Origin of the sequence: Mesotoga sp. UBA5825 (genome assembly GCF_002432955.1) — a bacterium.
Lineage (GTDB): Bacteria > Thermotogota > Thermotogae > Petrotogales > Kosmotogaceae > Mesotoga.
Map to the genome: position 1 here is coordinate 1 of NZ_DJHG01000117.1, position 13741 is coordinate 13741.

Consider the following 13741-nt stretch of genomic DNA (forward strand, 5'->3'; position numbering starts at 1 on the left):
CCCTTTCCCGGAACCGTTTCGATCACGTCATACATCCCAGCCGACTCAAGTTTCCTTCTAATGTAGTTAATATAAACATCAACAATATTGCTGCGCGGTTCAAAGCCTGTTTCCCAGATCTTGTCGGTTATCTCTTCTCTGGAGAAGACAGTTCCCGGGTTTCGGAAGAGCAGTGCGAAGATTGAAACCTCTCTCGAGGTCAAGTCCAGTCTTCCCCCGGAGCAGGTGAAGACTTGCTTTCTCGAATCGTAACGGAGAGGACCGCTTTGTACTATCGACTCTATCTTCAGCTGATTCCGTCTTACAAGAGCCCTCACTCTTGCCTCTAACTCACGCAGATCGAACGGTTTGGGAACGTAATCGTCGGCTCCGATCTCAAGGCCTTCAATTCTGCTGTCGACTTCGCCCAGTGCTGTAATTATTATTATGGGGACATCGGACTTCATCTCTTCTCTCAGAAAGCGACAGAATTCATAACCGTTCATGCCGGGCAGGAGAACATCGAGGACAATACAATCATAGCTGCGCTCAAGGGCAAGATCCAGTCCTTCTTCTGCATTCTGAGAGGCATCCACAAGAAATCCGGAACGCTCAAAAAAAGAGACGACATTATCGAGCAGTCTTTTCTCATCTTCAACTATCAAGAGTTTCATCGAGCATCAATTCTTTCCGTTTTCTTTGCCGGGAGGAGTGTCTGGCTGACCGGGATCGTCGGGCTTGCCAGGATCATCGGGTTTGCCCGGATCGTCGGGCTTACCTGGATCATCGGGTTTGCCCGGATCGCCGGGCTTACCTGGATCATCGGGCTTGCCAGGCTTTTCCGAAGGAGTCAAATCCTCTTTCTTGCCCAGGGACTTCCGCAGTCTCTCGCTTGCCTCTTCAAGCGCCTTCTCATTTGCCGTTACGCTCAGCGTAGAAGCAAAACTGCTTGCCAACCTGTAGGACATCGTCTCAGTTATTACATGCCAGAAGTGACCGTTCTCTTCCTGTACCAGAAAGATACCGCGAACCTCCTCCCTTGACTGCAGAGAAACAAGAGAGAAGGCGTCAATTATCTTTACTTCTGATAAAATGCCGGTCTCGCTAGCTTCCGTTATTTCGGAAATCTCACCGTCTGAAGAGAGCGTGACTACTCTGGAGTCGGTCACAACCCTTATCAACCCTTCGGGAAGAACAAAGATAGCGAGAATCTCACCAGCAGCTATCCGCTGCACCTTCTGAATTAAGGTGATGCTGAGTGATAGCTCAAAGTCCCCGCCCCCAACCAGGTAACCAAGCAAAGACTGCTCGCTTTCAAGCACAGTACCAACCGAAAGTGCGGCTGAAAACACCAAAGCAACAGCGTAGGCGAGACAGATGACTCTTTTCATATGAGTTCCACCTTCACTTCCGCAAACCATCGACAGTGTTGAACGGATGAATCCCCTAGCGCTTTCCGGTTATTCAACCCAAACTCATTGAGGACAGAACGAGACTTAACTGTATGATGCACCTATTTCTCAACCAAGACAATTGTACCAAGATCGACGTCTTTATCTACAACGGTAACTGAAAGGGACTGGTATCTGGATTCGCTTTCATCGACCGAGAAACCTTCATCCATGTAATTGTCGAAGAACTCCAGCCTATATTCTCCGGGACCAACCTTGCAGAATCTGAACTCGCCTTCCTCCCAAATCGGATTGTCGATATGGGTAAACGTCGTGAGAGCCTCGCCATCAACTTCTGGGAACAGCGCTGCAAGGAGAGGCAACTGATCCGCAGAGGCAACTCCCGTTACATCGAAAAGGCTTCCGTGGCGCACATGGATTACGGGCGTCATGTGGACCTTGTCTTCGTGGCTCTTCTTCTCGCCTGAGATCTCGGCCTCACTGACGATGTCCTCCCACCGGCCGTTGATTTTCAGGGATTTCGACAAGTCAAAGTCCAGAACAACATTAGTCACAGAACCCTCGTCAATCTCGAGTCCCAAATTGTTGATCTTCAATGATCCAGAGTTGACGGTGACTGGATAGACTATCTCATTGGCCGTCATAGTTGCCGCAGACACTTCTATCCGCAACTGGTTATATACACCGACGACTCCTGTAGTGTCGGGCAGTTTGAAAGTCGCTCCCACAAGAGTAAGAATGTCTACTTCAAATGCCTCGTCGACAATCACAATAGGCTCGTATTCATCGGGAGGAACCTCCTCGGGTCCATAGAGCTTTATGCTTTCAATCCTTAGGATAAGAGAGTCAATCTCTTCGATAGGAATTACCGCATCGGTAAGGACAACTCTCACCGTTCCCCTGTCAGCCTCTGGCAAAGTAAGATCCACGCACCCAGTGAAGAAAAGCGCGGAGAGCAAGACAATCAAGAATAGTAGCTTTTTCATTTTCTTTAACCTCCCTTCTTCGTTTGGTTGTAAACCAAGTCTATCCCCTATGTAATTAAAGAGAGATTAAACCATCGCACACAGGAGCTGTCCGAATCTGGTCCTGATCAGAAGCTTTTACTTTGCCAGCGTTGTTCCAGTCGACAACGGGTGGCTATATTTGATATTGGTCAAATGCCACGCCCTGTCGGTACGGGTCGGTGGGGAAGAGATAAGTTGAGGATAGGAATAGCTGGAGCACTCTTATATTATTACGGGCCGTACTGGGTCCATCTCTTTGAAGAACTGAGAATAGAGGTAATTACAACGCAGAAGACCGACAAGAAGACGATTGACAGAGGCATCGGAGTCTCTGTTTCAGAGATCTGCGTTCCGATCAAGATATACAACAGTCACGTCCTCAGATTGGTCGATCAGGGCGTTGGTTATGTATTTGTGCCCAGAATGGTTTAAGTTGAGAAGGGCAAGTACTTCTGCCCTAAGTTCATGGGACTACCCACATGATTGAACATGGAATCCCGTCCGTCAGGTCGAAGTTGCTCACACTGGACATTCAAAGCAGTACTGAAGATATCTCTTCACCAAGATTGATTCATCCAATTGCCGGTAAACTTGGAGTCTCCAGTTTGACGAGAATAGAGGCTTTTGTCGATCTTATTAGAAACTCTAAGCGCAAACGCATTGCCGCAAACAAGTGAAGATTTCTGTGGAGATTCTTGCTGGAGTAGATGTCGGTTCGGTGAGTACCAACATAGTGGCGCTTTCCGAAAGCGGAGATATAGTTTTCAAGTATTACGTCAGAACCAACGGTCAACCTATGGACGCCGTTAGGTTTGGTTTCTCAAGGCTGAGGGAAGAACACAACGATCTCACCGTCCTTGGCATTGGAACCACCGGCAGTGGCAGGCAGCTAGCAGCCGTCCTCCTTGGGGCAGATATTGTTAAGAACGAGATTACCGCTCACGGAGTGGCCGCATTAAGAGAAGTCAAAGAAGTGACGACGATCTTTGAGATAGGAGGCCAGGATTCGAAAATAATACCGATAAGAGAAGGTATGGTAACCGACTTTGCCATGAACACTGTATGTGCGGCAGGAACCGGTTCCTTCCTTGATCATCAGTCAGAAAGGCTCGGAGTCCCCATAGAGAGGTTTGGCGATCTCGCCCTTCAGGCTACGACAGAAGTTAGGATAGCAGGGCGATGCACAGTATTTGCAGAGTCCGATATGATAGCGAAACAACAGTACGGTTTCTCTAAGTCCGACATTATATGGGGTTTGTGCAAAGCACTTGTCAGGAACTACACAAACAATCTCGGAAGAGGAAAGAAGCTCGAACCACCTTTCGTCTTTCAAGGGGGAATTGCAGCCAACAAGGGAATAAAGAAGGCATTTGAAGAGGCAGTCGGACATGAAGTAATTGTGCCGAGTAACTACGAAGTCATGGGAGCCATTGGCGGCGTGATTCTTGCGCGCGAGGAGATCGAGAGAAAGCCTGAAGAGACGTCCTTCAAGGGCTTCGACTACTTGAATCTCGACTTCCGCCCTTCAAGTTTCACCTGCAACGGTTGTTCGAACAGCCGCGAAGTAATCAACGCGAAAGCCGACGGAAAAATAGTAGCAGTTTGGGGCGACCGGTGCGGCAAATGGCAAGAGCAGCTGAGAAGAAAGAAAAGAGCCTCTACCACTTGAGAGGCTCCTTGTCGTTCCTTCTGAAATCTTCATAAATGAGCTATTCAGTTGAATTAGATCTCTCAATTATCTGTGCCGATCACAATTCTCGCAAAATGCTTTCCAATTGATTTTGCAGAAGAGACAGGCCCTAGTTTATGACCTTATCGCCGCTGCCATGTTCAGACCCAGTTCAACACACTTGTCGAGATCCTCTTGCGTTGGACAGCTTTTTGCTTCTATCACGGGTCCCACTTGATCGCACTTTGATCTCGAAGCGAACTGCTGAAGCTCTTTCAGGGCTCCACCGCTCCAGGTATAGGAACCGAAAACACCTATCTTGTGATTCTTCATCATCCTGTTTTCTATCGCACTTACTAACTGCTTCATCGGCGGGAACAGCTCCATGTTGTAAGTGCAACTTCCCATTACCAGCCCTCTGAACCTCCAGATATCTCTGATAATGAAAGATATGTGCGTCGTCGATATGTTGTGAACCCTGACTTTCTCGACTCCCCCCTCGACAAGACCCGAGGCCACCGCCTCCATCATTTTCTGGGTGTTCCCGTACATTGAACCGTACACCAGAACGACCCCTTCCTCTGTCTCCTGTCTGCTCCAGCGATCGTAAAGATCGAGAATCCTTGAAGGGTTCTTTCTCCAAACCGGCCCGTGAGTAGCGCAGATGATCTTTATATCTACACGCGATAGTCTCTCAAACGCCTTTTGAACCATAGAGCTGTATCTGCCGACAATGTTTGAAAAGTATCTGAGAACTTCATCCTCAAAGAAATCTACATCAACTTCGTCGTCGAAAATCCCTCCGTTAAGTGTGCCGAAACCTCCAAAGGCATCTCCTGAAAACAGCACGCCCGTGGTCTTTTCAAGTGTCATCATTGTTTCTGGCCAGTGAACCATTGGTGTCATGTAGAACCGCAGAGTTTTTGAACCAATTTCTAGCTCCTCACCATCCTTGACTGCGATCAAATTATCTGTGACATCATAGAATGCATGGAGCATTTCTATCGTCTTTTCATTTCCGATCACCTTTAGGTCAGGAAAGGCCTCTCTCAAAACCTTAATCGAACCGGAGTGATCTGGCTCCATATGATTGACGACAAGATAATCGACTTTCTTCCCCTCAGGTAGCAGAGACTTGATCTTATCGAGAAAAGCAGAGAAGAATGCACCCTTCACTGTATCTATAAGGACGACCTTATCATCTATCAAGATATATGAGTTGTAGGACACTCCTCTTGGAAGCGGCCATAGCGCCTCGAAAAGATGAGTCTCAAAGTCATTCACTCCTATCCAGTGTATCCCTTCAGCAATTCTTACAGTATCACTCACTCAAAAAGCCTCCCTTCAGATTCATTATATCAACACGGTTTTATCATGTTTTCTCGAAAAACAGATTATACGCCCTTTCTCAAGAAGCTCTCAAATAACGCTTTCCGGTGAAGTAAAGAAGCAATACTCCACTGAAGGATAGCACGACATTAGTTGTGACAAAGTACGCTGTAGAGACCAACTCTATTCCAAGGGAATGCCTCATAAGTTCTGCCACATACTTTACAGGAAGAAACGCGGACACTATTCTCAGATAATCGGGCAAAAAGGAGAGAGGGAAATATATGCCAGCCAGAAAGACCATTATAACCATAAGAATACTTGCAGCAGTTTCTGCCGTCTCCGGATTTCTGAAAATAAGCGTCAGAAAGAGTCCAAGTGCCATCATCCCCAAAGTGGAGGAGATTATTGAGATAAGGAATAGCAACCAATCTGTCTGGAAGGTAGTCCTGAACAGCAACCTGCTCACAATCATGATTAGGAGTATCGATACAAGGCTAACCAGGAATCTAGTCAGAGTGCTTCCAAGAATGAAAGTCATGGGTTTGAGCGGAGTGATCTTGAATCTATCTAGAACTCCCCTCTTTCTGTACCTTCCGAAGACGCTTATCACTGAAAACATCCCGGCCGAAAGGAGAGAGATCGCTACGACGCCAGACATCGTATAATCGGCATCGGTTGCGCGAACTCTTCCAGCTGTCTCGGGGATGTTCTCAACAACAATCAGAGACTTCACATTGTTGATTTTCTTCTCAATGGCCGCCGAGATACTTGCCCTGGCCATTTCTATTGTACTCAGCTGACCAACATCACCCTCACGGTACAGATAGGAGATTTTCTCACCATCGAATGTAACTCCAAGCAAGATATCTCCGCTTTTTATCTTTTCTTCCAGGCTCGTCTCATCGTCAAAGAGGCTTAGACTCCAAGCCCCCGTGTCCTCAATTACCGGAGAAATATCGTAACTTCCGGTCTGATAAAGGCCTACGGAAGGTTTTTGATAATCACTTGAGCCGCCGAAAAAGAAACCGAAGAGCAGCAGGAATATCATCGGGAAGAACAACGTGAAAAAGACTTCGAGCTTGTTTCTGAACGCTTCCTTTGCAAAGGCGATGAAGACAGCTTTCAACTTGTTTCTACTCATAGCCCATCACCTTCTTGAAATTCGCGGCAAAAACGAGCAGTGAGAATGTAGTCCAGATTAGAGGTACCACTATCAGCCAGCCCACCGAAAGCGGCGCGAATTGGTAACCCATTACCCTTCTACTGAGCTCGACAAGATAGGTGGTCGGTAATGCATAGACCAACCAACGGATCCCCCATGGGAGATCAAATACGGGGAAGTAAAGGCCCCCGAGAAACATCATTATCTGGTACAGAGTCTGCCCGAGAACGGAAACTGTTGAGAGCTTTTTCGAGAAGGAAGCTATCATTAGACCAAAAGATATCGTAACAATCATTGAAAAGAGCAGAGTCAGGATAAACCTGATATCGAAGATTGAACCGCCCACCCTGTAGACAAAAGTGGCCACAAGGTACAGAAGCACCAGCGAGATAAGCATAGTTATTATCAATTTGACGAAGTGGCCAGCAAAGTATTCAAGAGATCTCAAAGGCGTAGTGTAGAGTTTCTTATTCACCCCGGACTCTCTGTACTGAATTAGACCAATGGGGCTGTTCAAAAGTGCTACCGAAAGAATCATCATCAAAGCAACCCCCGGAAAGATGTACTCTTTGTAGTCAAAGGGCTCTTTTTCAATTGCGGAGATAACCCTTGTCTCCGTCACAATGTCTAGGAAATCTCCTCCGCCCCGCCGTTCGATCTCGAGATTCACTTCGTTTATTACTTCCTCCATAATGCTCGAAGCGATCGAGGACGATTCCTTGCCGCTGATATAGTGAACTCGAAGGGGCACCTCGCCCATCTTCAGCGCCAACGCGCTTGTCATCTTTGAGTTGGTTCCGGCGGGAATAACGAGCACGATATCCTGCCTTCCCTCCCTAAGATCATCTAGAGCATCGTCGATTGACTCGTACTCCTTCTTGACAAACGGACCGCTCTCCGAGGAGATCCCTTCAATGACTTCGTCGATAATCTCTCCAAATCCCGCAAGATTCTCCTCCCTNNGTCAGTATGAAGTATAGAATCAGGGGAAAGATGAAACTCCAGAACATCACCTGGAACTCTCTGATTTCGCTCTTGAAAAGCCCTGACGTGAAATTCCACAATCTGCTCATAAAATCCACCTCAGTCCCTCAGTTTTCTGCCGGTAAGGGTGATAAAGACGTCCTCCAGATTGGGCTTTCGAATCGTAACATCGTCCAGGAGAAGGCCAAATCTCTTCGATCTCTCGAAAAGCCGACCTAGAATTCTCTCTACATCCCTCGTTGTCACCGAATAATCGCGATTCTCAACATGTTGAAGGCCTTCCATATCCAGAAATTCCCTAGGTACGGGATCCTCTCCCTGAACACTAAAAGTGACGATATTTTCCGCATCGATAGAGTCAATGAGCTCATCCAAAGTCCCTCTAGCGATTATCTTTCCGTAATCCATTATGATTATTCTATCGGCCAGTCGTTCTGCCTCTTCCATGTAGTGAGTCGTAAGGATTACCGTCTTTTCCTTCTTCTTAAGGGCCAATATCGTCTCCCACAACATTCTCCTTGCCTGAGGGTCCAGTCCGGTGGTGGGCTCATCCAGAAACACTACTCTTGGATCATTTACAAGAGCCACTGCAACTGCCAACCTCTGAAGCTGACCTCCCGAGAGATTCTTTGTGTAGGTTTTCGCTTTATCTTCCAGCGAGACCTCTTTGATCAGATCTCTTGATGGAATACTCTTCCGGTAAAGACCTCTGAAAAGGTCAAGAGTCTCTTTGACAGAGAGATATTCAAAAAAACTCGACGACTGGAGCTGAACACCGATCTCCTCCTTCACCCTTTCGCTGGAAGGAGGCAACTTCTCTTCAAAATACTCAATCGTTCCTCCGTCTGGCTTCCTCAGCCCCTCAAGCATCTCCACAGTTGTGGTCTTGCCGGCGCCGTTGGGACCTAGAATGGCAAGTACTTCTCCCTCTCTGAGATCGAATTCTATTCCGTCAACTGCCTTCGTGTCGCCATAATATTTCCGGAGATTCATCACTTCAATTACGGTTTTCGACACTTCTTTCACCACCCTATCGAAACGTCAGTCTTTTCCAATACTATAGATTCTACCAGCTGAAACAGGCGTCAGCTCTATCTCAGTCCTGCTCGTCTATAGCCTTCAACATAGCCTTAGCGGCCCTCAGAGGCCCGTCCATCTCGAATCCCGGTATTCCTAACCTCGTCCTGACCTCGCCAACCGTTACCCCCGCTTCTATCATGGCTTTTAAATAACGATCGGCTATTACCTCATGTTTATCTCGCCTTTGAATTGCTCCAAAAGGATTCGCGAAGTAACTGTAAGTCAGACCCTTCTCGGATGTAGTCCCTTTGGCCATCCTCGCACCGCTCGAAAAGACCTCCGCCGCTTCGGAAGGATCACTGAAAATGCGAAGGTCGTCCTCAGTGTTCTCGTCGAAGTTGTTTGCATAGAGGAAATAATCAATCTTTGTCGGCTTAATGATCTCCGTATAGTTGGAATAGGGGACAATCACCCTGGCATTAATCTCGTTAGGGTTCATGAATATGCTTCGATCCATCGTTGAATAGGCATACCCAGGCTGAAGATCATCAAGACGTACAAAGGCTCCCGTTTCAGTACCGTATGCGACCACGGAACCGGATGAAGTTATGTCGAGAGATCCCATGTCATCGATCAAGATGTTTACCTCGGATACTTCCGAAGAAAGCCTGTTCAAAGCGTCGAGGGTTTCGGACTTACCGGCTCCGCTGTCACCAATCAGCATTACATTGGCCTTTTTTCCGTTTCTCAGTTTTATGTGAGCCAGAGCTCCATGAATCGGAAGCCTGCCTTCATCGATCACAAGCAAGTTGTGAATTGTGAGTATCATTTTTTTCATGTAGCCGAAATAGTCTATCGTGGGATCGTCTCCGACTACTCCCACATAAGTGCCATCGTCTTCTCTGTAAATAACTCCGTTGAAGTCCCCTCTCTCTTCGAAGAAAGAGTTGTCAAATCCCAAAACGTATATGCCATCGGGCTTCTTGTGCTTGACGATATCGAAACTCGCGAGCTCGAATAGATTCCCCAGACCGGCAGCCAGAGCCAGGTACTCTTTGTTTACCACCACGAAGACAAGTTTGGAGCCTACGTGAATGGGAAACAAGAACCAGTCTTTTCTCGAAGAGATATCCAGTCTTCTCAGAACGGGCTTGTCATAGACCTTAAACAATCCCTGTCTTTTGTTTGACCTGGTATAGAAGATTACCGGCGGCTCGAAGACTATACTCCAGACGCATGCCATGTCGTACAGAAAGTCGGCTCCGTCCACCCTAACTCTCTCATCTACTTCAGGGCGATCAACAATGAATCCCACCTGAGCACCACCTGGTTCCTGTCTCAAAATCTTTAGTCTGACATCGGAAACATTTATCAGTATCTGCCTGTACAGGCTGAGTACCAAACCCTTCAGGTCTGTGTTGGTTCTTACAAGAACCATCTGCTTGAAAATTCTATCGAAACGATTCGGGGTGTACTCATCTCTCTTGACTATGAATCTGTGCTTGTTTCTCCACAGAGAAAACAAGCTCTCGACAAACCTTACAAGAAGTTCTTTCTTGTTGCTCATCTTTGGGAAGGAATAATACGGTGAACCGTCAATCTTCTCAATCGGATCGATCGTAAGTGCAAGAAGAAGCTCTATAATCCCCTCGATATCGTACTTTATGGAGGTATCTACTGTATCTGTATTCTTCAGAAACGGCTCGAACAATGAAAGAAGCGAGTTCTTCTTTTCTTCGGAATCTCTTATGAGTTCTGCAAGTATCTCTCTAAAAGTATCGCTGTTGAGTATCTGCGAAGAAGCGTTATAAGCAACTTCCCCATTGATCAAAATGCTCCTCATCTCTCTTAGCCTCCTAAATCTGCCGTTAGTATATTATACTTGCAGGCCAGTTAAATTCATTATGGCTCATTAAGTGGCGGCAAGCTAAGCCGCCATTCCTGAAGAAGGTCTTTCGAACTCTCTTTTGTTGATAGTTCAAAATCGTCTGTGAAGGAAAAAACGTGCCTTCTTCGTCTTTAGTTGCCCATAATCTCTTCCAGACTCCCTTGATCGCCTGTAGGAGGATTGTTGTCAAGAACAACTTGGACGAAAGGGTGCTAGAATTCTGATGAAGCGGCCATGAGCCGCGAGAAAAAGAGGTGTCCAGTATGGCGGACAAGAAGAAAGAAGTCAAGAAACAAGCAAAAAAAGAAGGCAAGAAAGAGACACCAAAGAAGTAGCTTCGCTTAATCCTTCTCCGGGAGCCGGGTCGATGTTGCCCGTCTCCCGTTTTTTTACTACACCGAAATCGATAACTGAAATTCGGCTTTCGTTGTAGAATTCTTATGGGCACAATCTTCGGTCCTCGTCCGAGGAGGTGAGGTGATGGTAAGGAATTTGCTTCTTGTTCTTATAGTGATTTCATCGCTAATTGCTTTTGGGCAAAACGATATTCTTTCGATGCTGCGTGAAACTGAAGAGCTTAGTTATTTGTCAAGAAAAGTCGAGTCCTCAGGGCTTGACGTTCTCCTATCAGGCCCAGGACCTTTCACTCTGTTTGCACCCATTAACGGAGCTTTTGCTAAGCTTCCCCCTGCAACTGGCGAGAAGCTTTCAGCTGATGCCTCTTACTCACAGAGAGTTCTTCTATATCATATTGTTAGCGGCAAAATGACATCTCAAGTTATCGTTCAGAAACCCGAGATCGACACGCTTCTCGGTCAGTCACTTGCGATCGATTCTAGAGGCGGCGTAAGAGTTGACGGTTCAACAATAGTGGTCAAGGACATCCAGGCATCGAACGGCATAATTCATGTGATAGATTCTGTGATATTCCCCCGTGAAGAGCCCGACATCGCCCAGGTAATGAGGAATACAGGAATACTGGACATGGCAGTGTCTGCTTTTGAAGAGACGGCCGTTGTGGATGCTTTGCAAGGTGAGGGTCCGATAACCATCTTCGTGCCGAGCGATGTTGCCTTCGCCAGAATTCCATGTGAAACAATGGAAGCTCTAATGAGTGACCCGGAATGGCTAAGTGAGGTGCTTCTTTATCACATATCAAAAGGTCTCTTCACAACTGGTGATTTGATCCTTGAAAACGAAGTGAGATCGCTACAAGGGGAGATAATTGAGGTGAAAGTAACTGAATCCGGGTTGGGCATTCAAGACACCCTGATAATCGTGGGCGACATAGAAGCAAGAAACGGAATCATACATATAATCGATCATGTGATGTTCCCCCAGAGTTCTCGGAGAACCCTGCCATCAATCAAGGAGGCTCTTGAAGAAAAGGGATTCGATCTCATGCGGACACTTCTCGAAAATCTGGATCTCGATGATCAATCAAACGAGGAACATCGGATCACCGTCTTTGCTGTACCAAATGAGGCACTCATCAATCTTAAAGAGGATCTTAAGCTGGGTTCCAGCTACCGAGAATCCCTGGGGAAACTGCTAGCCTATCACATCATTCCAAACGAATATCTGCACTCTGAACTGAGGATCGCTCAGACAATATTTGCGGCAAATGGAAAGCCCTTGAACATAAGGATAAGTGATCAGTCCACCGTAAACGGAATCCCGATAATCGAAAGAGATATTCTGTGCAGAGACGGAGTAATCCATGTAATCGAATCTCCCTTGATAATCGAACACTAGTCTAGTTAACAGCTCTCTTTCGGATAATCATCTTTCCGAGGGATACCAGTCCCCTCGATGAGACCACGCTTCCAAAAGCGAGCGTTCCTAGCTTTCCTCCGGCTCCTCCGAAATGATTCGCGCTATATATGAACATTATCCCCATAATCAGCGCACTGAAGAGAACTGCCTTTTCGCTCCTTAACTTCTCTCTGGATGACATACCGACAAAGGAGGCAGCCATCACAACGGCCGCCAGTTCTGCCGCGTTTTCGGCTCCAAATGCAGGCAGTAGCAACCCTCCAAGTAGACTCACCAGGCTGGATGCAACGACGGGACCGTTTTTCAGTCTTATGGACAACACATACGTCAGTACTGCTGAAGCCAGGCTGAAGAGCATTATACTTATCCCGAAGTGACGAAATTCGAGCAGTACGTCAATTAGTTCACATCTAGAGCTTGTAGAAACTATTATCCAGCTGCTGAACGCTATTGCCCCAAGCTTTCCCCCATAACCCTCAAAGACGTCCCTGGCGATGGAGTATAGTGTTCCTGCGATCACCCCTGCCAAAACTATGTGTCCTAAGTCGTGAAGAACATCGGGAGAGACCATTCCAACGAAAGCCCCGCAATAGATTTCAACAGCGTGGTCCTTAACTAGCGCAGCACCTACAAGACCAACGAGCGCTGCGGCCACTATCGCTCCAAGCCCAAGATAAATGCTTACAAAATACGCCGTCAATGTGCCTGCGCTAACCCAAACCACCGAGGTCACGTATCCCATAAGGCTTACGTCAGATGAACGTTTGGGGGGCAACTCTCTGAAAGCCTCCCATACGAATCCGACAACGATTATCGAAAGAAATGGCACCATGATAATCTCGAAATCCAGCGATGAAACTGCTGTTTGAACAAACAGAAGAAGGGTCATAAATACAAGTGATGCAAAACCTAGCCATCTCATCTCAAGCTCCGAATAATTCGCAAGAACTCCCAGAACCACTGTTCTTAAGCGAAATCAACTCCCCAACGGCAAGTCAAGAGTCAAAGGATCATCAAACACAAGTCTTTGATCTTCAATGAGAAATCCGATAGTTATTCGACCATAATAACGTGAGTAAATTAGACTGCATGCATTTGTTTGGATGTATAGACTTTTATTGCTTTGAAATTACTAAAAGGTTGACATTTTTTCAAAGTCCTCCTTGCACAGAATTCAGTAGTATAATCATTATATCGTACCATCATTCACAAGCCTCCCAGATACCTGATTGAATTCAGCGACCCTCTAACTGGAGCTTTGTTTTTGCTGAGTTCTTGTAGATATGCGAAATGCAGACGGAGTTGGGTTTCTTCGAGGCAGAAGGGACTGGTATACTTGGAAAGACACTTCAAATTCTTGATATTCATTTCTTCTGTTGTGGTTGTCGTGATTCTCTCGGCCTTTTCATTCACGGCAATGTGGGAGGACCCACCTATCGTTCCCGGAAATGGCGTAACCGAGATAAAAATGCTGAGCGAGTGGTTGCCATCGATTGGAGGAACCATGCTGGA

Annotated in this window: 13 protein-coding genes; 4 read left to right on the forward strand and 9 right to left on the reverse strand. The window is 46.7% G+C overall.

Going from position 1 to position 13741, the window contains the following annotated elements; translation table 11 throughout:
- From B3N33_RS11520 to B3N33_RS11530, 3 genes are all read right to left on the reverse strand, one after another.
- A partial coding sequence (locus tag B3N33_RS11520; protein ID WP_292593429.1) for a response regulator transcription factor occupies positions 1 to 653 on the reverse strand: 653 nt, incomplete at its 3' end.
- A 6-nt stretch (positions 654 to 659) separates the two neighbouring features.
- Positions 660 to 1370, reverse strand: a complete 711-nt coding sequence (locus B3N33_RS11525; protein WP_292593430.1) for a hypothetical protein — start codon at positions 1368 to 1370, stop codon at positions 660 to 662.
- 122 nt (positions 1371 to 1492) lie between these two features.
- Positions 1493 to 2377 carry a DUF4382 domain-containing protein gene (locus B3N33_RS11530; RefSeq protein ID WP_292593431.1) on the reverse strand — a complete coding sequence of 295 codons (885 nt, stop codon included), beginning with the start codon at positions 2375 to 2377 and terminating at the stop codon, positions 1493 to 1495.
- Positions 2378 to 2593: 216 nt separating this feature from the next.
- Here B3N33_RS11530 and B3N33_RS11535 point away from each other — a divergent pair, with 216 nt between their 5' ends.
- Genes B3N33_RS11535 through B3N33_RS11545 form a run of 3 tightly spaced genes read left to right on the forward strand, consistent with a single transcriptional unit; the run spans position 2594 to position 4067 of the window.
- Positions 2594 to 2830 carry an acyl-CoA dehydratase activase-related protein gene (locus B3N33_RS11535; RefSeq protein WP_292593432.1) on the forward strand — a complete coding sequence of 79 codons (237 nt, stop codon included), beginning with the start codon at positions 2594 to 2596 and terminating at the stop codon, positions 2828 to 2830.
- Between the two features lie 47 nt (positions 2831 to 2877).
- Positions 2878 to 3075: a hypothetical protein gene (locus B3N33_RS11540; RefSeq protein ID WP_292593433.1), complete on the forward strand. Its 198-nt coding sequence runs from the start codon at positions 2878 to 2880 to the stop codon at positions 3073 to 3075.
- A gap of 8 nt (positions 3076 to 3083) precedes the next feature.
- Positions 3084 to 4067, forward strand: coding sequence for an acyl-CoA dehydratase activase (locus B3N33_RS11545; protein WP_292593434.1), 984 nt, complete (start codon positions 3084 to 3086; stop codon positions 4065 to 4067).
- Between the two features lie 135 nt (positions 4068 to 4202).
- Here the strand turns inward: B3N33_RS11545 and B3N33_RS11550 are convergent, their stop codons facing one another.
- The 5 genes from B3N33_RS11550 to B3N33_RS11570 form a co-directional block, all read right to left on the reverse strand.
- A complete protein-coding gene (locus B3N33_RS11550; protein ID WP_292593435.1) occupies positions 4203 to 5396 on the reverse strand; it encodes an FprA family A-type flavoprotein in 1194 nt (397 codons plus the stop codon).
- A gap of 79 nt (positions 5397 to 5475) precedes the next feature.
- Positions 5476 to 6540 (reverse strand): ABC transporter permease, encoded by a 1065-nt coding sequence (locus tag B3N33_RS11555; protein WP_292593436.1) that lies wholly within the window; start codon positions 6538 to 6540, stop codon positions 5476 to 5478.
- Positions 6533 to 7492 (reverse strand): ABC transporter permease, encoded by a 960-nt coding sequence (locus tag B3N33_RS11560; RefSeq protein WP_349682169.1) that lies wholly within the window; start codon positions 7490 to 7492, stop codon positions 6533 to 6535. Before B3N33_RS11560 ends, B3N33_RS11555 begins: the two co-directional genes overlap by 8 nt.
- Before the next feature lie 152 nt (positions 7493 to 7644).
- Entirely contained in the window at positions 7645 to 8538 is an 894-nt protein-coding gene (locus B3N33_RS11565) for an ABC transporter ATP-binding protein (protein WP_414674216.1), read from the reverse strand.
- 103 nt (positions 8539 to 8641) lie between these two features.
- The gene (locus B3N33_RS11570; RefSeq protein WP_292593438.1) at positions 8642 to 10408 is read right to left on the reverse strand and encodes an ATPase; all 1767 of its coding nucleotides are present in this window, start codon (positions 10406 to 10408) and stop codon (positions 8642 to 8644) included.
- 525 nt (positions 10409 to 10933) lie between these two features.
- Here B3N33_RS11570 and B3N33_RS11575 point away from each other — a divergent pair.
- Positions 10934 to 12208: a fasciclin domain-containing protein gene (locus B3N33_RS11575; protein WP_292593439.1), complete on the forward strand. Its 1275-nt coding sequence runs from the start codon at positions 10934 to 10936 to the stop codon at positions 12206 to 12208.
- Between the two features lies 1 nt (position 12209).
- Here B3N33_RS11575 and B3N33_RS11580 read toward each other — a convergent pair whose 3' ends face one another.
- Positions 12210 to 13151, reverse strand: coding sequence for a hypothetical protein (locus B3N33_RS11580; protein ID WP_292593440.1), 942 nt, complete (start codon positions 13149 to 13151; stop codon positions 12210 to 12212).
- Positions 13152 to 13741: the final 590 nt, after the last annotated feature.